22 protein-coding genes and 1 pseudogene are annotated in these 22989 nt (G+C 59.5%); 10 read left to right on the top strand and 13 right to left on the bottom strand.

All coding sequences use genetic code 11. The features are described 5' to 3' along the window. Positions 1 to 25: 25 nt before the first annotated feature. Complete coding sequence (locus tag C9422_RS02925) at positions 26 to 1456, bottom strand: coniferyl aldehyde dehydrogenase (RefSeq protein ID WP_116579645.1); 1431 nt, start codon at positions 1454 to 1456, stop codon at positions 26 to 28. Between the two features lie 145 nt (positions 1457 to 1601). Between C9422_RS02925 and C9422_RS02920 the strand changes: the two genes are divergently transcribed. After that, positions 1602 to 2273, top strand: a complete 672-nt coding sequence (locus C9422_RS02920) for a TetR/AcrR family transcriptional regulator (RefSeq protein ID WP_007975372.1) — start codon at positions 1602 to 1604, stop codon at positions 2271 to 2273. A 34-nt stretch (positions 2274 to 2307) separates the two neighbouring features. Then, on the top strand, positions 2308 to 3162 hold the full coding sequence (locus C9422_RS02915) for a sulfurtransferase (protein WP_116579644.1): 855 nt from the start codon (positions 2308 to 2310) through the stop codon (positions 3160 to 3162). Between the two features lie 95 nt (positions 3163 to 3257). Here the strand turns inward: C9422_RS02915 and C9422_RS02910 are convergent, their stop codons facing one another. The 10 genes and pseudogenes from C9422_RS02910 to C9422_RS02865 form a co-directional block, all read right to left on the bottom strand. Further along, a complete protein-coding gene (locus tag C9422_RS02910) occupies positions 3258 to 4085 on the bottom strand; it encodes an AraC family transcriptional regulator (RefSeq protein WP_116579643.1) in 828 nt (275 codons plus the stop codon). Positions 4086 to 4088: 3 nt separating this feature from the next. Beyond that, positions 4089 to 5081, bottom strand: a complete 993-nt coding sequence (locus tag C9422_RS02905) for a hydrolase (protein WP_116579642.1) — start codon at positions 5079 to 5081, stop codon at positions 4089 to 4091. Between the two features lie 98 nt (positions 5082 to 5179). Continuing rightward, positions 5180 to 6625 (bottom strand): pitrilysin family protein, encoded by a 1446-nt coding sequence (locus tag C9422_RS02900; protein WP_116579641.1) that lies wholly within the window; start codon positions 6623 to 6625, stop codon positions 5180 to 5182. Then, positions 6618 to 7964, bottom strand: coding sequence for a pitrilysin family protein (locus tag C9422_RS02895; RefSeq protein WP_116579640.1), 1347 nt, complete (start codon positions 7962 to 7964; stop codon positions 6618 to 6620). The genes C9422_RS02900 and C9422_RS02895 overlap by 8 nt, the downstream gene beginning before the upstream one ends. Positions 7965 to 8133: 169 nt before the next feature. Beyond that, positions 8134 to 9372, bottom strand: coding sequence for a pitrilysin family protein (locus C9422_RS02890; RefSeq protein ID WP_116579639.1), 1239 nt, complete (start codon positions 9370 to 9372; stop codon positions 8134 to 8136). Positions 9373 to 9516: 144 nt separating this feature from the next. Continuing rightward, positions 9517 to 9672 (bottom strand): annotated as a pseudogene (locus C9422_RS02885) (RsmD family RNA methyltransferase); the annotation flags it as partial. A 149-nt stretch (positions 9673 to 9821) separates the two neighbouring features. Beyond that, complete coding sequence (locus C9422_RS02880; protein ID WP_165824747.1) at positions 9822 to 11087, bottom strand: pitrilysin family protein; 1266 nt, start codon at positions 11085 to 11087, stop codon at positions 9822 to 9824. 159 nt (positions 11088 to 11246) lie between these two features. Next, positions 11247 to 11855, bottom strand: coding sequence for a 16S rRNA (guanine(966)-N(2))-methyltransferase RsmD (gene rsmD, locus C9422_RS02875; RefSeq protein ID WP_116579637.1), 609 nt, complete (start codon positions 11853 to 11855; stop codon positions 11247 to 11249). Then, the gene (locus C9422_RS02870) at positions 11855 to 13345 is read right to left on the bottom strand and encodes a pitrilysin family protein (RefSeq protein WP_116579636.1); all 1491 of its coding nucleotides are present in this window, start codon (positions 13343 to 13345) and stop codon (positions 11855 to 11857) included. The genes rsmD and C9422_RS02870 overlap by 1 nt, the downstream gene beginning before the upstream one ends. Then, positions 13338 to 14693, bottom strand: coding sequence for a pitrilysin family protein (locus tag C9422_RS02865; protein WP_007975381.1), 1356 nt, complete (start codon positions 14691 to 14693; stop codon positions 13338 to 13340). Before C9422_RS02865 ends, C9422_RS02870 begins: the two co-directional genes overlap by 8 nt. A 344-nt stretch (positions 14694 to 15037) precedes the next feature. Here C9422_RS02865 and ftsY point away from each other — a divergent pair, with 344 nt between their 5' ends. From ftsY to rpoH, 4 genes are all read left to right on the top strand, one after another. After that, a complete protein-coding gene (gene ftsY / locus C9422_RS02855; RefSeq protein WP_116579635.1) occupies positions 15038 to 16570 on the top strand; it encodes a signal recognition particle-docking protein FtsY in 1533 nt (510 codons plus the stop codon). Further along, positions 16567 to 17238, top strand: a complete 672-nt coding sequence (gene ftsE / locus C9422_RS02850; protein WP_007975383.1) for a cell division ATP-binding protein FtsE — start codon at positions 16567 to 16569, stop codon at positions 17236 to 17238. Before ftsY ends, ftsE begins: the two co-directional genes overlap by 4 nt. Continuing rightward, positions 17235 to 18257: a permease-like cell division protein FtsX gene (gene ftsX, locus C9422_RS02845; protein ID WP_095964214.1), complete on the top strand. Its 1023-nt coding sequence runs from the start codon at positions 17235 to 17237 to the stop codon at positions 18255 to 18257. Before ftsE ends, ftsX begins: the two co-directional genes overlap by 4 nt. A gap of 120 nt (positions 18258 to 18377) precedes the next feature. After that, positions 18378 to 19232, top strand: coding sequence for an RNA polymerase sigma factor RpoH (rpoH, locus tag C9422_RS02840; RefSeq protein WP_007975386.1), 855 nt, complete (start codon positions 18378 to 18380; stop codon positions 19230 to 19232). 142 nt (positions 19233 to 19374) lie between these two features. Here the strand turns inward: rpoH and mtgA are convergent, their stop codons facing one another. After that, on the bottom strand, positions 19375 to 20097 hold the full coding sequence (gene mtgA, locus C9422_RS02835) for a monofunctional biosynthetic peptidoglycan transglycosylase (protein ID WP_116579634.1): 723 nt from the start codon (positions 20095 to 20097) through the stop codon (positions 19375 to 19377). 74 nt (positions 20098 to 20171) lie between these two features. On the opposite strand from mtgA, the gene C9422_RS02830 reads away from it, so the two are divergent. The 4 genes from C9422_RS02830 (at position 20172) to trmB (ending at position 22527) form a co-directional block, all read left to right on the top strand. After that, positions 20172 to 20543 (top strand): DUF423 domain-containing protein, encoded by a 372-nt coding sequence (locus tag C9422_RS02830; RefSeq protein WP_116579633.1) that lies wholly within the window; start codon positions 20172 to 20174, stop codon positions 20541 to 20543. Between the two features lie 193 nt (positions 20544 to 20736). Continuing rightward, positions 20737 to 20937: a sulfur carrier protein ThiS gene (gene thiS / locus C9422_RS02825; RefSeq protein ID WP_007953386.1), complete on the top strand. Its 201-nt coding sequence runs from the start codon at positions 20737 to 20739 to the stop codon at positions 20935 to 20937. 60 nt (positions 20938 to 20997) lie between these two features. Beyond that, complete coding sequence (locus tag C9422_RS02820) at positions 20998 to 21792, top strand: thiazole synthase (RefSeq protein WP_007975390.1); 795 nt, start codon at positions 20998 to 21000, stop codon at positions 21790 to 21792. A gap of 9 nt (positions 21793 to 21801) precedes the next feature. Continuing rightward, entirely contained in the window at positions 21802 to 22527 is a 726-nt protein-coding gene (gene trmB, locus C9422_RS02815) for a tRNA (guanosine(46)-N7)-methyltransferase TrmB (RefSeq protein WP_085716366.1), read from the top strand. A gap of 131 nt (positions 22528 to 22658) precedes the next feature. Here the strand turns inward: trmB and C9422_RS02805 are convergent, their stop codons facing one another. Next, positions 22659 to 22982 (bottom strand): DUF3392 domain-containing protein, encoded by a 324-nt coding sequence (locus C9422_RS02805; RefSeq protein WP_007975393.1) that lies wholly within the window; start codon positions 22980 to 22982, stop codon positions 22659 to 22661. Between the last annotated feature and the right edge of the window lie 7 nt (positions 22983 to 22989).

Here is a 22989-nt window from a genome sequence, read left to right as displayed (position 1 = left end):
TGTTATTACCCGGCGGTGATGATCGTTAGCGGATGAACAGTTTCTGGATCAGCTTCTGGATCGATTTGCCATACGGCGGGTAAATCAGTTTCGCCGCGTTGAACCGCTGTTTGATCAAGACACCCTTGGCCTTGCTGAAGGTCAGGAAGCCTTCATGGCCATGGTAGTGACCCATGCCCGAGGCACCGATGCCGCCGAACGGCATGTCGTCCTGGGCGACGTGCAGCAGCGTGTCGTTCAGGCACACGCCGCCGGAGTGGGTTTCGTGCAGCACGCGCTGTTGTTCGCGCTTGTCGTAGCCGAAGTAGTACAGCGCCAGTGGGCGCGGGCGTTGATTGATGTAAGCAAAGGCCTGGTCCAGATCCTTGTACGGCACGATCGGCAACAGCGGCCCGAAGATTTCGTCCTGCATCACCGTCATCTCGTCAGTGACATTGAGCAGCAGGCTATGGCTCATGCGGCGGCCCTGGCCCTGGTCGAACAGCGGCATCAGCAACGCACCCTTGCTGGTGGCGTCGCTGATGTAGCCGTTGAGGCGGGCCAGTTGTCGCTCATTGATGATCGCGGTGTAGTCCGGGTTGTCGGCCAGCGTCGGATAAAACCCGCGGACGGCAGAGCGGTAGGCTTCGACGAAACCTCCCACGCGATCCTCCGGCACCAGCACATAGTCCGGGGCCACGCAGGTCTGGCCGGCGTTCAGGGTTTTACCGAAGGCGATGCGCTCGGCGGCGTCCTTGAGCGGTACATCGCGGGAAACGATGGCCGGGGACTTGCCGCCCAGCTCAAGGGTCACCGGGGTCAGGTTTTCCGCAGCGGCGCGCATCACGTGTTTGCCGATGCTGGTGGCGCCGGTGAACAGCAGGTGATCGAACGGCAGACGTGAAAACGCCACGCCAATGTCTGCCTCGCCAAGGACCACGCACACCAGGTCTTCGGGGAAGATACGCTCCAGCAGTTGCTTCATCAGCAGGCCGGTCGCGGGGGTCGACTCACTGAGCTTGAGCATCACCCGGTTGCCCGCCGACAGCGCGCCGACCAACGGACCGATGGCCAGGTACAGCGGGTAGTTCCACGGCACGATGACCCCGACCACGCCCAGCGGTTGGTAAACGACTTTGGCAGAGGCGGGCTGGAAAGCGACACCGACCTTGCGCCGCGAAGCTCGCATCCAGCCCTTGAGGCGTTTGCTGGCGTAATGGATACCGTGCAGGCTGGGCATCAGTTCGGCGACCAGGGTTTCATCGGCGCTGCGATGGCTGAAGTCCTGGCTGATCGCGTCGATCAAGGCCTGGCGTTCGCTGTTCAATAAATCCTTCAGGGCCTTGAGCCATTGCTGGCGCTGCGCGGCGGGTGGCATCGGGTTGGCGGCGTAGGCAGCACGCTGGGCGTCAAACAGGGCCTGAAGCTCTTCCAGCGGCTGCTGTAGGTTTTGCAGGTAGGAAATGTCAGCAGTCATGGTCGGCTCCGGATTTATTGTAATGAGGTACTTTTTAGAGTCTATGCTCTAAAAAGTCAAATGACATCCTGGAACAGCTTTGTTTTATCCGCTCGCGGATAGATCTAAGATGCCCGTCAACGCACTCTGAATTTAAGCTCAAGCCATGGCCCCACGGATCAAAACCAGCGAGCGCATCGTGCAGAACAGCCTGGAGCTGTTCAACCAGCAGGGCGAGCGCAGCATCAGTACCAACCACATTGCCGCCCATATGGAAATTTCCCCGGGCAACCTGTACTACCACTTCCCTAACAAGCAGGCGATCATCGCCGTGCTGTTCAGCGAGTACGAAAGCCTGGTGGACAGCTTCCTGCGCCCGCCCCAGGGCCGCGCCGCCACGGTGGAAGACAAACGCTTCTACCTCAAGGAGCTGCTGTCGGCGATGTGGCGCTATCGCTTTCTGCATCGCGATCTCGAACATTTGCTCGACAGCGATCCGGACCTCGCCGACCGCTATCGACGTTTCTCCCAGCGTTGTCTGATCCAGGGGGCGGCGATCTACGAAGGTTTTGTCGCCGCCGGTATCCTGGAGATGGACAAAGTGCAGATCGAATCCCTGACGCTCAATGCCTGGATCATCCTCACGTCCTGGGTGCGCTTCCTGTGCACCACGCGGGAAAACTCCAGCCACTTGAGCGAACAGGCCATTAAACGCGGGGTTTATCAGGTGCTGGTGCTGGAAGCCGGGTTCGTCACGGATCAGTCCCGCGATGCGGTCAAGGCCTTGTTCGAAGAGTTTTACGTGCCCCTGGCCCAGGCGCTCGAGGAAGTGTCGTAGGATCGATGTCTGATAAAAATCACAGGAGCCCGTTATGCCCATTGCGCAACTGATCAGCCCGCAAGCACTGGACCTGAAAAAGGACCAGGCGGGGCTGGTGATTCTGGATTGTCGTTTTGCCCTTGAAGACCCGGATTACGGTCAGCGCAGCTATGCCGAAGGGCACATCGCCGGTTCGAGCTATGCCGACCTCGAGCGAGATCTGAGTGGCGTGGTGGTCAAGGGCGTGACCGGGCGCCATCCGCTGCCCGAGCCTGCGCAACTGATCGAGCGCCTGCAGGCCTGGGGCATCAACGCCGATAGCGAAGTGGTTCTGTACGACGACGGTCCGGGGGCCTATGCGGCGCGGGCCTGGTGGTTGCTGGCCTGGTTGGGCAAACGCGACGGTGTATTTATCCTCGATGGTGGTCTCAAGGCCTGGCACGCGGCCGGTTTGCCGTTGAGCCTGGATGCGCCGGCGATCACTCGTGGATCCTTCACCGGCAGTCCTGACACGGCATTGCTGATCAGTGCCGAACGGCTGCAAAAGCGCCTCTCCCGGCCGGAACTGACCCTGCTCGATGCCCGCGCACTGCCGCGTTTCAAGGGGGAAGTGGAACCGATCGATCCGATTGCCGGGCACATTCCTGGCGCTCAATGTGCGGCGTTTACCGACAACCTGGGCAGTGACGGGCGTTTTCTGCCGGCCGATCAGCTCAAGCAGCGCTTTGCCGCAAAACTGGGCGATCGTTCGCCGAAGGATCTGGTGGCGTACTGCGGTTCCGGCGTGACGGCGTGCCACAACCTGTTTGCGTTGTGTCTGGCCGGTTATCCACTTGGCTCGTTGTATGCGGGGTCGTGGAGCGAGTGGATCAACGAGCCTGCGCGGGGCATAGCCACGGGCGAATGAGACAAAAGCAGGATCAAAAGATCGCAGCCTTCGGCAGCTCCTACAGATGTACTCATACCATGTAGGAGCTGCCGAAGGCTGCGATCTTTTAGTTTTTAAAGCCGAGCTGTGCGATACGCCCCCGGTCCAACCCCATACACCTGCTTGAACTGTCGACTCAGGTGGCTCTGGTCGGCAAACCCCAGCTGCATGGCGACTTCCAGCGGCAGACAACCACTCTGCAGCAACGCCCGCGCCCGGGCGATGCGCTGTTGCATCAGCCAGGTGTGCGGCGGCATGCCGGTGGCCCGGCGGAACACCCGGGCGAAATGGAAGGGCGAGAGGTTGACCGCCGCCGCCAACGTCTCCAGTGAGGGCGGCGCTGCCAGTTGCGCGTGTAGCAATTCCTTGGCCAGGCTCACGGCCCGGTGTTCCTTGCCGGGTTTAGCGGCATCGGGCACCGCCGCGTGACGCTGCAACAGCGACAGCACCAGTTCGCGCCAGACCGTTTGTTGCTGCAAGGCGGTGGCGGGGCTTTCCAGCAAGCGATGGAGTTGGCAGAAGCCGTTCACCAGGTCCTGATCGCGATACAGCGTGGCGCCAAAGGCCGGCAGGTGGTGGGTCGGCAGTTCGAGTTCGGCCAGCAGCGAGGTTATCTGCCCGCTGTCCGGATAAAACGCCCGGTAAAGCCAGCCATCCTCGGTGCCTTTGTGGCCGGTATGCAATTCGTCAGGGTTGATCAGCACCAGCGTGCCGCTGCCAGCCAGGTGTTCGGCACCGCGATAGCGATACCGCTGGGCGCCGGCCATGATCATGCCGATCACATAGCCGTCATGCACGTGCGGGGCGAAACGATGATCGATGTAGCGGGCGGACAACAACTCGACCCCGGCCAGGGGCGGGGTTTGCCAGAAGTGGATTGACTCGCCCTGGTCAGCGTCCATGATTCAAGCGCGCCCCGTGGCGGCCAGCCACTCGGGGATGCGCCGTTCAAGGTAGTAACCCGGTTGCCTGAGCGTGCCGTCGACGAAGCCGACATGCCCGCCCTTGGCTTGCAGCTCGAATTGCGTGGATGCGGACAACTCATCGGCGTGCGGCAGGCTGTGGGGAAACACGAAGGGATCGTCGGCGGCCTGAATCATCAAGGTCGGCGTACGGATCTCGCCGAGGAAGTAGCGGCTCGAGGCACGGCGATAATAATCCTCGGCATCGACAAAGCCGTTCAGCGGTGCGGTAACCCGGCCATCGAAATCCCAGAACGTACGCATGTTTTCCAGCGAGCCGAGCGCAGCCAATGCGGCCAGTCCATCCTCGCGTCCGTCGTGCTGGAACTGTCGCTGTTTGTTCTTGATGTAGGCGACCATCTCGCGCATGAAATGTGCCTGGTAAACCTTGGAGAAACCCTGGCCGATGCGATCGGCGCACTGGTCCAGGCGGAACGGCACCGATACCGCCACGGCGGCCGTCACCCCGCTGTCGCTGCCGGTTTCGCCCAGATGCTTGAGCAGAACATTACCCCCGAGGGAGTAACCCACCGCAAAGAGTGGTGCGAGAGGTCGTTTGGCCCGCAAGTGTTTGATCGCTTCGGCCAGGTCTTCACTGGCACCGGAATGGTAACTGCGTGGCAGCAGATTGGGTTCGCCCGAGCAACCGCGCCAGTTCAGCGCGACGCTGGCCCAGCCCCGGTCACCCAGGGCTTTTTGCAGGCCGGCGACATAAGGTGAATTCGAGGACCCGGTGAGCCCATGCAGCACCAGCACCAAAGGCGCGTCGGCGCTGTGCGGACCGTGCCAGTCCAGATCGAGAAAGTCGCCATCTTCAAGCCACAGGCGTTCGCGTTCGCGGCCGATGTGCACGGTTTTGCGCCACAGCGGCCCCCACAAGGTTTGCAAGTGCGGATTGCCGAGGCCGAAGGCTGGGGTGAACGGTGACTGGGCCATTGCGGGGTGCGGGTGCACAGCGATTCTCGGAGAAAGTGCTCATGGGTCTGCCCGAAGGCGCGGCGGGACAGCGCCGCGACCGCGTCGTCGGGGGGTAACTAACTTGCCACAATCTCGTCAGGTGCGCGACACATGGCGTTGGTTGCGCTTTCGATTGGAGCGGGTAGCGGTTGTTGATCTGCCTTCGGCCCCAGGATGACAACGCGCCATTGGTCGGCGTGGTAATGCCGGTTGAGCGCGGTTTTGATGGATGCGAGGTTCAGCTTCAAGGCGGCTTGCGTGGAGAAGTCGAGGTCCAGCGGCAGATTGTGGGTACTGATGGCGTACAACTGGCTCAAAATCTGCGCATTGGTAGCGCTGTTCAACGGTGCGCTGCCGGCCAGTTGCTGCTGGCTGTCGTCAAGTTCCTCTTGGGTCGGCCCTTGGGCCAGGAAGTCGCTGAACATCGTCTTGATATGGGCCAGTACGGCATCGACCTGCTCTGGTGGGGTCTGCAATCTAATGGTCAGCAATCCTTGTGCCTGTAGGGCTGAGAGGTCGGCTTCGACGTGGTAGGTCAGGCCTCGGCGTTCACGGAGTTCATTGCTCAGTCGGTTGCTGAAAACCCGCATGGCCATCTGCAGCGCGTCGTAGTCCGGGCTGCTGCGCAGGACACTTGGCTGGGCAAGGCGCAGGTAAGCCTGGGTCGTTGGTCGCTCAACCCGCAGCAGACTCGGGGCCGTTGGACTTGTCACTGGCTGGATCGCGGCAGTGGCCGGCCCCAGGGGCAAGGCCGCGGATATCTGCGCACCGATGCGCTGGGCTTCTTCCTCGGTGAGGTCGCCGACCAGTGTGATCTGGGCATTGCCTGCGGCATAAGCCTCGCGATGAAAGTCTTGCGCCTGAGTGCGGGTGATGGAGGCAAGCCCGGCCCGGGTGCCGTAGAGGGACTGAGCATAACCGTGGTCGGGAAACAGTTGGCCGAGGTTCATTTGCCGGGATTGAGTGGCATGGGACTGATCCTCGAGGTCCAGAAAGTACTGCAGTTGGGATTTCACCGAAGGCAGGGATGCCTGCGGCAACAGCGGTTTGCCGAGTACCTGGGCAAACAGTTCCAAGGCTGGAGTACGCCGTGTTTCGTCACTCAGGCTGCGCAGGGAAAACCAGGCCTGGTCCTTGCCGATACCCATGTCCATCCTTGCACCCAGATTATCGAATGTCGCCTGTATGGCATTGACGTCCTTGCCTGCCACGCCCTCATTCAAAAGACTTAAGGTCACCGCTGCCAGGCCGGGTTGATGGGGGGTGTGGGCGCTGCCGGCAGCAAAGCTCACCAGAGCGTCGAACATCGGCAGGCCAGGCGTGCGGATGAACAGGATCTTGGTTCCACTGAGGGTTTTGTAGCCCTTGATCGACAATGTGCGATGGATTTCCGCAGCCTGAGACTCATTAAGCGATTGCAGCCCTGGTTTCTGGGGTGCCGTGGTTGCATCGGCATGGGCCTGAGCAGCCAAAAGCATGCCGGCCATGATCAATCCATTGATGAGGCCTTTGAGCTTATCCATTGTTTTTCTCCGGCAAGATTTTCGCGGTAGTCAGGCGCTCACGCGTCAGGTAAGTGATTGCGGCGTGTTGAATGTCCTTGGGGGTGACCTGGTTCAGCTCATCCGTATCCTGACCGGCCAACCGCCAGTCGAGGCCGATACTTTCCAGCACGCCAAGGGCACTGGCCTGCGCTTCCAGGTCGTCCTGTGCATAAACCGTGTTGGCGATCAGGATGTTTTTCGCGCGCTCCAGTTCTGCCGGTTCCGGTGCCTTGCTTTTCAGTGAATCGATCACTAGCCAGACACGGGTGAGGGCTTCGTCAGGGTCGTCGAGCTTGTCCGGGTTGAGTTGTGCGCTGATGGTGAGCAACGAATCGCCGCGATTGAAGGCCTCGTACCCTGCCTGGACTTCGGTAAACATCGCCTCGCTCAGTTGCAGTTGCTGTTTGATCCGCGCGCTGTTTGACCCGGCCAGTAACGTATTGAGCAGGCGCAAGGCATGAACGCTCCGGCGGTTTTCAGCTGTGGTCAGACTGGGTGTGTTGAAGCTCATGATGAGGCGCGGGGACGATATCGGTGCATGCAGGGTCAATGACCGCTCGCCGACATCAGCCAACTCAATGGGGGCAGGAGTCATGGGTGTCGCACGCCGCTGCAGGTGGCCGAAGTACTGCTGTGTCAGCGCCTTGATCCGCTCGGGCGCAACATCGCCAACGACCACCAGCGTGGCATTGCCCGGCGAATACCAGGCCTGATACCACTGCCGCAATTGAACGGCGTTCATTCGTTGCAGGTCGTGCATCCAGCCAATTATCGGCGTGCGGTAGCCGCTGGCCGGGTAGGCGATGCTATTGAGTCGTTCGTGAGCCGACGCGGTGATTTCATCATCAACGCGCATCCGACGCTCCTCCTGAATGACCTTGAGCTCCGGTGCGAAGTCTTGTGCATCCAGCTCGGCCGTGCTCATCAGGTCGGCGAGTATTTCGAAAGCGACGCCGGCGCGTCCGGAAGACAGTGTCTGGTGAAAGACCGTGAAGTCGGTGCCGGTAAAGGCGTTTTGGCTGGCCCCCAGTTTGCCCAGTATCGCCGCGAACTCTCCGGCGCAGGCTTTGCTGCTGCCCTTGTACACCATGTGTTCGAGGGCGTGGGACAAGCCCGACTGACCGGGCAGTTCGTAGCTTGAGCCGACCTTGATCCAGAGTTGGACGGTGACGATGGGGGACCGATGGTCCTCGCGCACGACGACCTTTAGACCGTTATCCAGCAAAAAGTCTTGTGTTGCAGGGGGGGAAACCGCAGCAGCCATGAGCGGCAACCAGGCGATAAAGGACAGCACCAGCGTGTTGCGGGAGATGATCATCCGTGTACATCCTCAGTGGTTTGCAGGAATTTGCGCAAACCACTGTGGATCATCCGGAAAGATGTCAGGCGGTAACTATGTAGCGCACACCCCAAGCGGCTGCGGTTCGGCAGCCCCTTGGTTCGCTGTTCGTCTTTCAACAGCAGGATTTAAAAAATCAGCAACAGAATTATTCCGGTGAGCCCGCCATTGGAAAGATGTGGGCTGTTGTCATTCGCTGCTCTGTAAAGTATGTGTTGGCGAAATTCTGAATGTCCATGGACGTGATGTTCAGCAGCGCTTGGTATCGTTGCGCCCTACTATCCAGAGGCAGTTTTGCATAGTGATAGGTGGTGAGGAGGTAGGGCAAAGCCGAAGGGGTGTGCTCCCATCCGGCCCATCGTGTAAGTATGTTTTCACGAGCGTGCTCCAAACTTTGTGCTTCGATTGGATTTCGCTTCAGCTTATTGAGATAAGTGCGCAGTCCGCTTTCCAGTTGACTTGGAGTCTGATCTGCCGATAGAGCCTTGACGCTTAAGAAAAAAATACCCGAATTTTGGTTGAGGATTTTCCGCGCAGCGCCAGATCCGCCGGGCATAAGCCGGAAGTAGTTGTTCAGAAGCTCCACGATGATATCCAGAGCGCCAAGAGCGTTAGGATCATCTTTGAAAAAATCGAAGTCAGGCAGATTGAACGCCATGATCGCTAGAGGCTCTTTAGTGTCTTTGCGCACTTCGATGTGTCGCTTGCCCGGTTCGGCAGCTTCTTTGTCGTACTTGAAGTCTTCAAGAGGTTTGTGTGGGATCGCGGAGAAATGTTGTTCTGCCAAAGAGAAAATATTGTCGGCGCTTACATTCCCAACAACGATCAGCGTTGCATTGTTGGGCATATACCATCGTTGATGCCATTGCTGTAACTGATCGAGATCAAGGTGTGACAGGCTGGTTGGAGTGCCGTCTGGATTGTTGGAGTAGCCGCTGAAAGGGTAAAGTAGTTCGGTGACTTCCTGGGGCGTGAGGTAGTTGGATATAAAAATATTCCGCGCGGCCCGATGGCTATTTTTCCGTTGAATGGCTTTCTGTAAAGTTGCTTCGGTCATTTTTGGTGCGGACATCATTGCTGCGAGTTGGCTGAAGGCTACGTCTAAATCGGCAAGACGTACACGCTGCCTATAGCTTGTGAAGTCATCAAAGTGGAATGAAGTAAGCCCCTTTTCGTCAGGGCCTGGTATATATTCGTTGTCATTAAGTAATACACTGGGAAGAATGATGTTTATACCTGCGTTTTCCGGTGATTCGTTACAGCGGCTGACTTTGTAAACGAGATCGATGTAAGCATCGGCAGCCTGACCGATTTCGGCGGTAATGATTTTCAAACCATTGTCGAGGGTGAGTTCTTTTGTTGGCGTGGTGGGGTATTTTAGCTGCATGGGTTTGCAAGTCCATTTGCGGTTGTGCGAGTTATTTCGCCAGCCTAAGATGGCTCACCAGTTATATATCTATCTAGCGTAAATATATTTCTCATTACGACGTTTGAGGATTAATCGGGTGAGTTGATGCTCACCCGAAGTTGGCTATGCGGACAGGACAGCGTTGCGCTGCCAAAGCGAATAATAAACCCGCCCGGATTTCTTCTCGCGGTGCCGGCGCCAATTGTCCGGTAGGCCCAGGGTCGACGGTGCGGTTTCGCTTTCGGTGTACACCCAGGCATCTTCGGCCAGCCATTGACGCGCCACGGGACAGGGCTTCGAGGAACAGCGCGCCGCCGCTTTCGCCCAGGTCTTCGCTTGCGCTGGAGTGGTCGCTGCTCGGCAACAGGTTGGGGGCGCCCGGCGCGCCTGGGAGCGCTGGGCCGGTGATGCACAGAAGGACCTGTGGTCTATTCCGAGGCTTTGGTTGCTTCGGTTTCTTTTTCGGCGAGGGGCAACACATAAGCAACACTGGCGCACTCTCGGGTGAGGCAGGCGTTGGCAGTCCGATGGACATCGTCCGGGGTGACACTCTGTAGCTGCGCTACTTTAAGGTCAATTAACTGCCACGGTTGGCCTGATAGGATTAAGGCGGTGATTTGGCCCGACTGCCCCTCAAGGGTGTCGAGGCGTTGCTGTATCTCGGTGCATTGTTTCGTGATGGCAGGCTCGATTTCCTCAGCGGAGAAAGGCTCGCGTTTCACCTCTTCCAGCAACTTCAAAAGATCAGCTTCAGCCTCAGATGGATCACCTTCGAAGTAGAATGCAATGATAAATCGGTTACTGAATCGCGAATATCCAGACGTCGTCGATGTTAATTTAGAGCGGTTCTTCCCGAATGTTGCCAAGCGGGTTGGAATAGTGCCCTCAAGTAGAGAGCCCAATACCTGCAATGCCCGGTGGGATTCTGCGCCGGCGGTAGTTATCAATCCCGGCGTGTTGAATGCGATCAGCATTAACGGGTATTTGCTATCCAAATGCTGGGTCATTTGGCGATATCCGGGTGCTGGAGGTGCATGCACAAAAGGCCTGAATGGTATATCGCGCCTGATATTTGCCCCGAAACAGTTCTCGATCAGAAGTTTTACTTCATTTAATTGAATATCGCCAACCACTACCAACACGGCATTGTTTGGCGCATACCAACTTTGGTACCAATGCCGTATTTGTTCGAGGGACAGTCGTTCGAGGTTGGCTGTAAGCGCTTCAGGGGCTCTGTAGTACAGACTGCCCATGTCGATCAAGGCTTCAAATTCCGGGCTGTAACTCACAGCCGAAACAAACGATGACTTTTCCTTGCTGTCCAGGATATTGATATCCAGAGTGTGACGCAGCATTTCATCAGAAAGTTTTGCACTCATTGTGGTGGACAGAGTATTGAGGGCAAACTCCAGATGATTGCTGGGTGTCAGCAACTGGTTAAGGTGAAAGTTGTCCCCGCCGGCGCTGTAATAAGTAGCTCCGATTTCTTCGAGGAAGTCGGTGTCATATTCATACAGCAGCGCGTCTAGAAGGATGCGACTGATCCCGAAATCTTCAGGGCATTCAAGGTCGGGACCTGTGAAATAAGACAACATCAGTCCTACCTCAGATTTGCGGCGATCCTCGCGAACGATGACTTTCAGGCCATTGTCGAGGGTGAACTCTCTTGTGGGGGGAGCGGGTAGTTCGGTCATTGGTTTGATCATCCATTAATTGTTCATTGCATCCATGCGAATTATTTCGCTCGTACACGATGATCAAAGAGGTAGGATCAAGCCACTTCAGATGTGTTGCGATTTTAGACCGAAGCCGCGAGCGGTAACTGGGCAGGCTGTTGACCCGCCCAGGTGATTTCAAGAAGATTTTTCAGTGAGTCGATGCCACAACGCATAGTAGACCCGCCCGGATTTCTGCTCGCGGTGCAGGCGCCAATTGTCCGGCAGGCCCAGGGTCGACGGTGCGGATTCGCTTTCGGTGTACACCCAGGCATCTTCGGCCAGCCATTGACGCTCTTCGAGCAACTTGCAAACGGCGGGCAGCAGGTTCTGGTTGAACGGCGGGTCGAGGAACACCAGGTCATAGGCCGTTGCGGTCTGGGTTTCCAGATAGCGCAGGGCGTCGGCGGTCTGGACCTGGCCGTTGGTGCACCTCAGGGTGCCCAGGTGCTCCTTCAGGCTGGACACCGCGATACTGCTGGCGTCCAGCGCCTGGCCCATGGCCGCGCCACGGGACAGGGCTTCGAGGAACAACGCGCCGCTGCCGGTGAACGGGTCGAGCACCTTGGCGCCCGGCACGTAAGGCGCGAGCCAGTTGAACAGGGTTTCACGTACGCGGTCCGGTGTCGGGCGCAGGCCCGGGGCGTCGGGGAAGCTCAGTTTGCGGCTGCGCCATTCGCCACCGATGATGCGCAACTGGTTCACACCGTTATGGACGTTTTTGGCGGGTTTCTTGGGACTGGCCATTAATGCTCCGGAACCCCGAGCGGCTGCTCGGAAGGTTTATCAGTAGGGGCCGGTAACGGCTTTTGCGGCACGGTCGGGCCAGCGCTGACGATGACCATTTTGTCCGTGCCCAGGTGTTTGTTCATGGCGGCTTTGACCTGTTCGACGGTCAAGGCCTGGGACTGCTGCATGAATTCTTCCAGGTGGCTCAACGGCAGGTTGTAGAAACCGATGGCGCCCAGTTGGCCGACGATATCGGCGTTGCTGGCGGTGGACAGCGGGAAACTGCCGGCCAGTTCGCGCTTGGCGTCGTCGAGTTCCTTTTCGGTCGGGCCGGTTTCAAGGTAGTCGGCCAGGACGTCCTGCACCAGTTTCAGGGTGCCTTCGCTCATCTCTGCGCGGGTCTGCAGGTTGATCATGAACGGGCCGCGCACCTGCATCGGGGTAAAGCCCGAATACACGCCGTAAGTCAGGCCACGCTTCTCGCGCACTTCGCTCATCAACCGGGTGCCGAAACCGCCGCCACCGAGAATCTGGTTACCCATGGACAACGCCGCGTAGTCCGGATCGTCGCGATCGATGCCCAACTGCGCGAGCAACAGGTTGGTCTGCTTGGACGGGAACTCTATGTGGCCGATACTCGCCTTCGGCTCAGTCGGCTGCGCGATTTTTGGCAGCGCCGGACCTTTGGGCAGGGCGGCGGAAACCTGCTCGGCAATTGCTTCGGCTTCCACGCGGGACAGGTCGCCGACCAGTGCGATCACCACGTTACCCGCTGCGTAGGCTTTCTCGTGGAAAGCACGCAGTTGTGCCTGAGTGATCGCCGGTACGCTTTTCGCCGTGCCGTCGCTGGAATGCGCGTACGGGTGATCACCGTACAAGCGGTTCATCAGTTCCAGGCTCGCCAGCTTGCCGGGGTTCTGTTTCTGGTATTCGAAACCGGCGAGCATCTGGTTCTTGATGCGCAGCAGTGAGTCAGCCGGGAAGGTCGGTTTGCCGATGACTTCGGCGAACAGCTTCAGGGCCGGCTCGCGCTTGTCCTTGGCACTCAGGCTGCGCAGTGAAGCGATTGCCATGTCTTTGTAAGCACCGTTGCCGAAATCGGCGCCCAGGCCTTCGAAGCCCTGGGCAATGGCGCCGACGTCCTTGCCGGCCACGCCTTCGTTGAGCATGGCGTTGGTCAGAAGCGCCAGGCCTGGTGCATCGCCATCCTGGCTGCTGCCGGCGGCGAAGATCAGGCGCATGTCGAACATCGGCAGCTCATGGGCTTCGACGAACAGCACCTTGGTGCCTTCGGCCGTGTTCCAGGTCTGCACGTCCAGCTTGCGGTGGTCCGGCGCCTTGCCGTTGAGTTCGGTCAGCGATTGCAGTTTCTGGCTGGCCTTGGCTTTGTCCAGGGCTTCACTGGCACTGGTTTCGCCGGAGCGCGACAGATAGAACGCGGCAGAGCCGATAACGGCGGCAGCGATCAGCCCGATCAGGGCCAGGCGGGAGGGTTTACGCTCACTCATGAGTCGTCTCCAGAGGCAGTACATGGGCAACGCTGAGACGTTCGCGGGTGAAATACAGCTTGGCGGCTTTCTGGATATCTTCCGGGGTCACGCTTTCCAGGTCGGCCAGTTCGGTGTCCATCAGTTGCCACGACAGGCCGACGGTTTCCAGTTGGCCGATGGCGGTGGCCTGGCTGGTGATCGAGTCGCGCTCGTAGACCAGGCCGGCGATGACTTGTGCGCGAACCCGTTCTAGCTCTTCGGCCGTCGGCGCAGTGGTTTTCAACTGATCGAGCAGCTTCCACAATCCGGCTTCGGCCTGGGCGATGGTCTTGTGTTTCTGTGTGTTTGGCGATGCAGACAGGGTGAACAGGCTGTCGCCACGTGTGTAGGCGTCGTAACTCGACGAGCCGCCGGACACCAGTTCTTCTCCGCGCTCCAGTTGCGTCGGGATGCGCCCGCTGTAGCCGCCATCGAGCAGCGCCGAGATCAGGCGCAGGGCATTGACCAGGCGTTTGTCTTCGGCGGTGGCAATGCTTGGCACGTTGAAGGCGAGCATCAGGCTGGGCAGTTGAGTTTGCACATGCAGGGTGATCTGGCGCTCGCCCGGTTCGGCCAGTTCCAGCGGCTTTTTCGCGGCCGGCACATCACGCTTGGCGATCGGGCCGAAATAGCGTTGGGCCAGAGCCTTGACTTCGTCCGGCGTCACGTCGCCGACCACCACCAGCGTGGCGTTGTTCGGCACGTACCAGGTCTGGTACCAGTTGCGCAGTTCTTCGACCTTCATCCGCTCAAGATCGGCCATCCAGCCGATGGTCGGCGTGTGATAGCCGCTGGCCGGGTAAGCCATGGCCTTGAAGCGCTCATAGGCTTTGGACATCGGCTTGTCGTCGGTGCGCAGGCGACGTTCTTCCTTGATGACCTCGATTTCCTTGGCGAACTCGTCGGCCGGCAGGCGCAGGCTGGCCATGCGGTCGGCTTCCAGTTCGAAGGCCACGCCCAGGCGATCCCGGGCCAGCACCTGGTAGTACGCGGTGAAGTCGTCGCTGGTGAATGCGTTCTCTTCGGCGCCGAGGTCGCGCAGGATCAGCGAGGCTTCACCGGGGCCGACCTTCTCGCTGCCCTTGAACATCATATGTTCCAGAGCGTGGGACAGGCCGGTATTGCCCGGCGTCTCGTAGCTGGAGCCGACCTTGTACCAGACCTGGGAAACGACAACGGGTGCGCGATGGTCTTCGCGCACGACCACCTTCAAGCCGTTGTCGAGAGTGAATTCGTGGGTGGGTTGCGGGTCGGCAGCCAGGGCCGAAAGGGGCAGGCAAACTGTGCTGAGCAGCAGGCCTGCGGCGCGGCGGGCAAGAGCATTCATTCGTTTTCAAACCTTTGGGGCTGCCCGCTTGTTCTTAGCGTCAGCGGGCGAGAGGGTGCTAGGATACTGATCCGTTTTACTGGCGGCCACGCCTATCAGGCCTTTGATTGGCCTGCGGGTTGTATGGGTTACCGGCAGAAACTTTGAGTTTGTCAGCTAAACTCTGCGTTTTCGCCGACGATGCCGTTCCAGTCCTTCGTATTAGTCGACCTTTGAGGTGCCATTGAGCACCTCGACAAAATGTTGCGCGTGAACAAGCTGGGTGAAACACAGTCTGTTCTGCATCGATTATTTATTTGCCGGGGCGCCATTGGCGCGTCGCTACCGTGAGATAGCCGTCCTCCATGTTTGGTTCCAACGACGACAAGAAGACCCCAGCTGCGGCTGGCGAGAAAAAAAGCCTGTTCGGATGGCTGCGCAAAAAGCCGCAGGAACCCGTCGTCGAACAGCCACAAGCCATTCCTGAGCCCGCGCCGACGCCGGTCCCGGTAATAGAAGAAGCGCCCGCACCGGTTGCTCTGCCGATTGCCGAGCCGTTGCTGCAACCCAAGGTTGAAGCCGCTCCCGAACCCGTCACCGAACAGCCGCTGGCCCCGACGACCGAACCGTGGTTGACCCTGCCGGTGGCCGAAGAGCCCGTGGCGTTGGTCGAAAATGACCTGGCTCCCCATGTGACCCCGCCGATTCCGGCCCCGGCCCCGGCCCCGGCAGCGTTTGCGCCTGCACCGGTTCATGCGCCTGTGGTCGAAGCGATGGTTGAACCCGTCGTCGTGGCCGAGCCTGTTCCCGTTGTCAGCCAGCCAGAGGTTCCGGTATTCGTTGCTCCGGTTGCTCCGGTTGCTCCGGTTGCTCCAGTTGCTCAAACACCGGCACCCGCTCCGATTCCTGCGCCGATCGCGACGCCCGTCGAAACCCCGGTAGAACCCGCACGCACGGAAGAAACCAAAGCCGGTTTCTTCGCCCGCCTCAAGCAGGGCCTGTCCAAGACCAGCGCCAGTATCGGCGAAGGCATGGCCAGCCTGTTCCTGGGCAAGAAGGTTATTGATGACGAACTGCTCGAGGACCTCGAAACCCGTTTGCTGACCGCCGACGTCGGTGTCGAAGCCACCTCGGTGATCATTCAGCGTCTGACGCAGAAGGTTGCGCGCAAGGAGCTGGCCGACGCCGACGCCCTGTACAAATCCCTGCAAGCCGAACTGGCCGCGATGCTCAAACCTGTCGAGCAGCCGCTGAAAATCGCCTCGCAGAACAAGCCGTTCGTGATTCTGGTCGTCGGCGTCAACGGTGCCGGCAAGACCACCACCATCGGCAAGCTGGCGAAGAAACTGCAGCTGGAAGGCAAGAAAGTCATGCTCGCCGCCGGCGACACCTTCCGTGCGGCGGCGGTAGAGCAGTTGCAGGTCTGGGGCGAGCGCAACAAGATCCCGGTGATCGCCCAGCATACTGGCGCCGACTCGGCTTCGGTGATCTTCGACGCCGTGCAGGCCGCCAAGGCCCGTGGCATCGATGTGCTGATCGCCGACACCGCCGGCCGCCTGCACACCAAAGACAACCTGATGGAAGAACTGAAAAAGGTTCGCCGCGTCATCGGCAAGCTCGACGCCGACGCACCTCACGAAGTGCTCCTGGTGCTTGACGCTGGCACCGGCCAGAACGCCATCAACCAGGCCAAGCAATTCAACCAGACCGTCGAACTGACCGGCCTGGCGCTGACCAAGCTCGACGGCACCGCCAAAGGCGGGGTGATTTTCGCCCTGGCCAAGCAATTCGGCCTGCCGATCCGCTACATTGGCGTCGGCGAAGGCATCGACGATTTGCGTACCTTTGAAGCAGAACCCTTTGTCCAGGCATTGTTTGCCGAGCGGGAGCGTTCATGATTCGTTTCGAACAGGTCGGTAAGCGCTACCCGAACGGTCACGTCGGCTTGCATGAGCTGAGCTTTCGAGTCCGTCGTGGCGAGTTCTTGTTTGTCACCGGCCATTCCGGCGCCGGTAAATCCACGCTGTTGCGCCTGTTGCTGGCCATGGAGCGCCCGACCAGCGGCAAGTTGCTGCTCGCCGGGCAAGACCTGAGCACCATCAGCAACGCACAGATTCCTTTCCTGCGTCGGCAGATCGGCGTGGTGTTCCAGAATCACCAGTTGTTGTTCGATCGCACGGTGTTCAATAACGTCGCGTTGCCTTTGCAGATCCTCGGGCTGTCCAAGGCCGAGATCGCCAAGCGCGTGGACTCGGCACTGGAGCGTGTGGCGCTGTCGGATAAAACCGATCTGTACCCAGGCGACCTGTCCACTGGCCAGCAGCAGCGCGTCGGCATCGCCCGCGCCATCGTCCATCGCCCGGCCTTGCTGCTGGCGGACGAACCGACAGGTAACCTCGACCCGCGTCTGGCCGCCGAGATCATGGGTGTGTTCGAAGATATCAATCGCCTGGGTACCAGCGTGCTGATCGCCAGTCACGACCTGGCCCTGATCGCCCGCATGCGCCACCGCATGCTGACGCTGCAACGCGGTCGATTGATCGGTGACGGGGAGGCCGCGGTATGAGTGCGACACGCAGCCCCAAGGTTTCCGAGCGCGTGGCCCCGAAAGCCGCCGATCCGCAGCCGCAAAAGAAAAAACACGACGATGACGACGGGCCGGACTTCGCCACGTTGTTCCGTGCCTGGATCGAAAGCCATCGCGCCAGCATGGTCGACAGCCTGCGTCGCCTGGGCAAGCAGCCCATCGGCAGCTTTTTCACCTGCATGGTGATGGCGGTGGCCCTGAGCTTGCCCATGGGGCTGTCACTTTTGCTAAGTAACGTCGAGCGCCTGGGTGGTTCCTGGCAGCGCGCGGCGCAGATTTCCCTGTATCTGGACCTTGAGGCCAAACCGGCCGAAGGCGAATCGCTGCGCGATCAGATCAAGGGCATGCCGGGCGTCGCCGACGCCGAATACGTTGGCCGGGATCAGGCGCTGGAAGAGTTCCAGCAACAGTCGGGGCTGGGCGAGGCGCTCAAGGAATTGCCGGAGAACCCGTTGCCAGGCGTGGTGTTGGTAACGCCGACCGAAGTCGACAAGCCGGCCCTTGAAGCATTAAGACAAAAACTATCCGAGCTGCCGAAGGTACAACAGGCGCAACTTGATTTAGTCTGGGTCGAGCGTCTGGCAGCCATCCTCAAGCTGGGTGACCGTTTTGTCTTCGGTCTGACCGTGCTTCTGGTTTCTGCATTACTTTTGGTGATAGGCAATACCATTCGTCTTCATATTGAAAACCGCCGCACAGAGATAGAAGTGATTAAACTGGTCGGCGGCACTGACAGCTATGTACGCAGGCCCTTTCTGTATATGGGTGCGCTGTATGGCTTCGGTGCGGGGATTCTGTCCTGGGGCGTGCTTGCGTTCGGCCTTGATTGGCTGAACGACGCGGTGGTAGGGCTGGCCGGTTTGTACGGCAGTGATTTTGCGCTGGCTGGAGTGCCAGTTGCCGACGGTCTGTCTCTCTTGCTTGGCGCGGTGCTGTTGGGGTATATCGGTGCATGGATTGCAGTCGCACGCCACCTGAGGGAGCTTGCGCCTAAGTAGTATCATTTTGCTCGTATTGACCTTTCAGCGTTTATGGGTTTTAGGGAACTTGTCTTTCGGTTTCCGGTCAATTTTCGCAGTGCTGAACTGCACGAGTTTGTAAGTCGGAGGTTTTTTCGTATGACCAATTCTTTGCAACCTGCATATGCTCTGGTCCCGGGTGCGAACCTGGAGGCCTATGTGCACACCGTCAACAGCATTCCATTGCTGTCGCCGGAGCAGGAGCGTGAACTGGCCGAGAGTCTCTATTATGAGCAGGATTTGGGGGCGGCTCGGCAGATGGTGCTCGCCCACCTGCGTTTTGTTGTACATATCGCCCGTAGCTATTCCGGCTACGGCCTGGCTCAGGCTGACCTGATTCAGGAAGGCAACGTCGGCCTGATGAAGGCTGTTAAACGCTTCAACCCGGAAATGGGCGTGCGCCTGGTGTCCTTTGCCGTGCACTGGATCAAGGCGGAAATCCACGAGTTCATCCTGCGCAACTGGCGCATCGTGAAAGTCGCGACCACCAAGGCCCAGCGCAAGCTGTTCTTCAACCTGCGCAGCCAGAAAAAACGCCTGGCCTGGTTGAACAACGAGGAAGTTCATCGCGTCGCTGAAAGCCTGGGCGTAGAGCCACGGGAAGTGCGCGAGATGGAAAGCCGCCTGACTGGCCACGACATGGCCTTCGACCCGGCTGCCGAAGCGGACGACGACAGTGCATTCCAGTCGCCGGCCAACTATCTGGAAGACCACCGGTATGACCCGGCGCGTCAACTGGAAGACGCCGACTGGAGCGACAACTCCAACCACAACCTGCACGAAGCGCTGGAAGTGCTGGACGACCGTAGCCGTGACATTCTCTACCAGCGCTGGCTGGCGGAGGAAAAAGCCACGCTGCACGACCTGGCGCAGAAGTACAACGTGTCGGCCGAGCGTATTCGTCAGCTTGAGAAGAGCGCGATGAACAAGCTCAAGTTGTCGATCGCTGCGTAACTGGCGATCAAACAAAACGCCCCGATCATTGATCGGGGCGTTTTGTTTTGGGGGCAAAAGATCGCAGCCTTCGGCAGCTCCTACAGGGTTACGCGATCCCCTGTAGGAGCTGCCGAAGGCTGCGATCTTTTGATCTTGGGAATCACTGGGACCAAGGCGCCCGACGCGAATCGTTCAGCCCGACCAGATAGCTGTCGCCACCCAGTTGGCTCATCTGGCGCCGAATCCAGCCTGCACGTCGCGCCACGTAAGCGGTCGGGTGGCTCGCACTCCACACACGAGGGTTGGGCAGTACCGCAGCCAACAAGCTCGATTGCTGACGGCTGAGGTTCCTGGCGCTCACACCAAAATGATGCCGTGCCGCAGCCTCCGCGCCAAACACCCCGTCATCCCACTCAACGCTATTCAGGTACACCTCAAGAATTCGCTGCTTGGGCCAGAACACTTCGATCAGTCCGGTGAACCAGGCTTCCAGGCCTTTGCGCAGCCAGCTGCGGCCAGACCACAGGAACAGGTTTTTCGAGACTTGCTGGCTCAGGGTGCTGGCGCCACGGATCGAACCGCCGCGCTCGTTATGGGCAAACGCCGCTTGAATCGCGCCGATATCGAAGCCCCAGTGCTCCGGGAATTTCTGGTCTTCGCCGGCAATCACCGCGACTTTCAGGTCGTCGGAGATCTCGTCCCAGGGTTTCCAGCTCCGTTGCAGGTCGATGGGTTCGCCGTCAAACCAGGATTCGATCTTGCGCTCGACCATCAGCGCCGTCCCCGGAGGCGGCACCACGCGAAAGATCAGCACCAGCAATACGCTGCCGCCCATGAACCAGAGCACGGCCTTCGAGAAATGACGGAAATAGATACGCAGCATAGAGATGGCTTGGCCGAACCCGTTGAGCGGGCCATTATACAGACCCTTTGGATCGAAACTGACTGGAGTTCTGCATGCTGCGTGGCTTTCTGATGCTGGCCGCTTTTTTCGGTTTCACTGGTGTCGGTCTTGGCGCCTTTGCCGCCCATGGCCTGAAGAGCCGCCTGAGCGCCGAGTACCTGGCGATCTTCCACACGGGGGTCACCTATCAACTGGTGCACGCCCTGGCGTTGCTCGGTATCGCAGCGCTGGCCACGCAAATTCCCGGTCGACTCGCCATCTGGGCCGGTGCATCGTTTGCCATTGGCATCCTGCTGTTCTCCGGCAGCCTGTATGTATTGACGCTGACCGGCATCAGCAAGCTCGGCATCATCACGCCTTTCGGCGGTCTGGCATTCCTGGTCGGCTGGCTCTGCCTGGGCCTCGCCGCCTGGCGCCTGACCTGATCCGGAATACGACCTCATGTAGGAGCTGCCGTAGGCTGCGATCTTTTGATCTTAAAAAACAAAAGGCAAAAGATCGCAGCCTGCGGCAGCTCCTACATGAAATGCACGAATCGCATTTCAAGACGAATGGCTTGGGTCGGCCTGACTGATCGGGCTAGAATGCCTGCCCCAAAAAATGATGGCGGCATCCGGCATGCGCATTCAGTTGAACGGCGAATCCTTTGAACTGCCCGACGGTGAGACCGTTGCGGCCCTGCTGACCCGTCTGGACCTGACCGGACGCCGGGTGGCGGTCGAGCTCAATCTGGATATTGTCCCGCGCAGCCAGCATGCAGACACCACGTTGAACGACGGCGACAACGTCGAAGTGGTGCACGCCATCGGCGGCGGCTAGTAGTCTCGGCCGAGTGGCCACAGAATTCTGCAAGTACCTCACCCCTACAGAGGATTTCCCATGAGCATCGTTCGCAGCGACAAGCCTTTCGTCCTGGCCGGTCGTACTTACCAGTCGCGTTTGCTGGTCGGTACCGGCAAGTACCGTGACATGGAAGAAACCCGCCTGGCCATCGAAGCCTCGGGTGCCGAGATCGTCACCTTCGCCGTGCGCCGCACCAACCTCGGTCAGATCGAGGGCGAGCCGAACCTGCTCGAAGTGCTGTCGCCGGATCGCTACACCTTCCTGCCGAACACCGCCGGTTGCTACGACGCCATCGAAGCCGTGCGCACCTGCCGCCTGGCCCGTGAACTGCTCGACGGCCACAACCTGGTGAAGCTGGAAGTGCTGGCCGATCAGAAAACCCTGTTCCCCAACGTGATCGAAACCCTCAAGGCCGCCGAAACGCTGGTCAAGGAAGGCTTCGACGTGATGGTCTACACCAGTGATGATCCGATCATCGCCCGTCAGTTGGCGGAAATCGGCTGCATCGCGGTGATGCCGCTGGCCGGTCTGATCGGTTCGGGTCTGGGGATCTGCAATCCGTACAACCTGCAGATCATCCTCGAAGAAGCCAAAATTCCGGTGCTGGTGGATGCCGGCGTCGGTACCGCTTCCGACGCCACCATCGCCATGGAATTGGGTTGTGATGCGGTGCTGATGAACTCGGCCATCGCCCACGCTCAGCAGCCGGTCATGATGGCTGAAGCCATGAAACATGCGATCGTCGCAGGCCGCCTGGCTTACCTCGCCGGCCGTATGCCGAAAAAACTCTATGCCAGCGCCTCTTCGCCGCTGGATGGTCTGATCAAGTAAGAGCCATTGATGACTGAATCGAACGACACGCCAATCCAGACGGAAGAAGGCGACGAGCGCCAACACCGCCGCATCAAGAGTTTCGTGATGCGCGCCGGGCGCATGACCGAAGGCCAGCAACGCGGCCTGGAGCAGGGCGCGCCCCTGTTCGTGCTGCCGCTGGCCGACGCACCGGTGGATTTCGACCAGGTGTTCGGTCGCTCGGCACCGCGCTCGCTGGAAATCGGTTTTGGCATGGGCCATTCGTTGCTGGAAATGGCAGCGGCTGCGCCGGACCAGGACTTCATCGGTGTAGAAGTGCACCGTCCGGGTGTCGGGGCGCTGCTCAATGGCGTGTTGACCCAGGGCCTGACCAACCTGCGGGTCTACGATTGCGATGCGATCGAAGTGCTCAACCGCTGCGTGGCCGATAACAGCCTTGATCGCCTGATGCTGTTTTTCCCGGATCCGTGGCACAAGAGCCGCCACCACAAGCGCCGTATCGTCCAGGCGTCCTTCGCCGAGCTGGTACGCAGCAAGTTGAAGGTCGGCGGCATTCTGCACATGGCCACCGACTGGGAGCCGTACGCCGAATACATGCTGGAAGTGATGAACGTCGCCCCGGGTTATCGCAACCTGGCCGAAGACGGCAAGTGCGTACCGCGCCCGGCCGAGCGCCCGATCACCAAGTTCGAACGCCGTGGCGAACGTCTTGGGCATGGCGTGTGGGATTTGAAGTTCGAGAAACAGTCTTAAACTGTACTCAATACAAACTGTGGGAGCGGGCTTGCTCGCGAAGGCGTCGTGTCAGTCGACATTAATGTTGTCTGATACACCGCATTCGCGAGCAAGCCCGCTCCCACATTTGTTTTGTGTGTGGCTTGAGATCAGCGGCGGTCAGCTACTACGCCGATGAGTACCAGCACCACCAACAATACCGGCGCCAGGCTGTAGTTGTTGAATTGGCTCAAGCCGCGTACGACCCATGGCGTGGCATAGATCAGCGCTGCACCGCTACCGATCATGCACAGCAGGGCCATCAGTGGTACGCGCAAGGCGCCGGCGATGCTGCCCAGGCGCTGCTCGACCCAGCCTTTGAAATCCGCACCAAACAACACCAGCAGGCAGCCCACCAGGGCCAGGGCGATTTCCGAGAGGTTGCTGCGGCTCCAGCGAGATACGGTGGCAAGCAGGTCGAGTACCAAATCCATTCGATTT

Origin of the sequence: Pseudomonas sp. B1(2018), assembly GCF_003097365.1 — a bacterium.
GTDB lineage: Bacteria > Pseudomonadota > Gammaproteobacteria > Pseudomonadales > Pseudomonadaceae > Aquipseudomonas > Aquipseudomonas laurylsulfatiphila.
This window is presented reverse-complemented; position numbering and strand designations above follow the sequence as displayed.